Raw genomic sequence first — 468 nt, 5'->3', positions numbered from 1 at the left:
ACCACGGACCGCCTGCACCAGGTCCAGCGTGCCCTGCTCGGCGGCGCCACCGTGGAGCAGCTCTTCGAGGCCACCAAGATCGACCCCTGGTACCTTGACCAGCTCCAGTTGCTGAACGAGATCTCGGTGGAGATCCGCCAGGCCGCTGCGCTTACCCCGGAGATGCTGACCCGCGCCAAGCGCCACGGCTTCTCCGACGAGCAGATCGGCGCCCTGACGCACAACTCCGAGGMCGTCGTCCGCGGCGTCCGGCAGGCCCTGGGCATCCGCCCCGTCTACAAGACCGTGGACACCTGCGCCGCCGAGTTCGCCGCGTACACCCCGTACCACTACTCCTCCTATGACCAGGAGGACGAGGTCGCGCTGCACGCGAAACCCTCCATCATCATCCTCGGCTCCGGGCCGAACCGGATCGGCCAGGGCATCGAGTTCGACTACTCCTGCGTTCACGCCTCCATGGCGCTGCGC

At 67.9% G+C, this 468-nt stretch carries 1 protein-coding gene; it reads left to right on the top strand.

The genetic code is table 11. The features are described 5' to 3' along the window. Positions 1–468: carbamoyl phosphate synthase preATP-grasp domain-containing protein (locus AC1DNK_RS30005; protein ID WP_477944878.1), on the top strand; the 468-nt coding region annotated here is incomplete at both ends.

It is taken from the genome of Rhizobium sp. 01N424, assembly GCF_056399485.1.
Note: the sequence above shows the minus strand (reverse complement) of the source record. Positions and strands in the feature narration are given on the sequence as shown.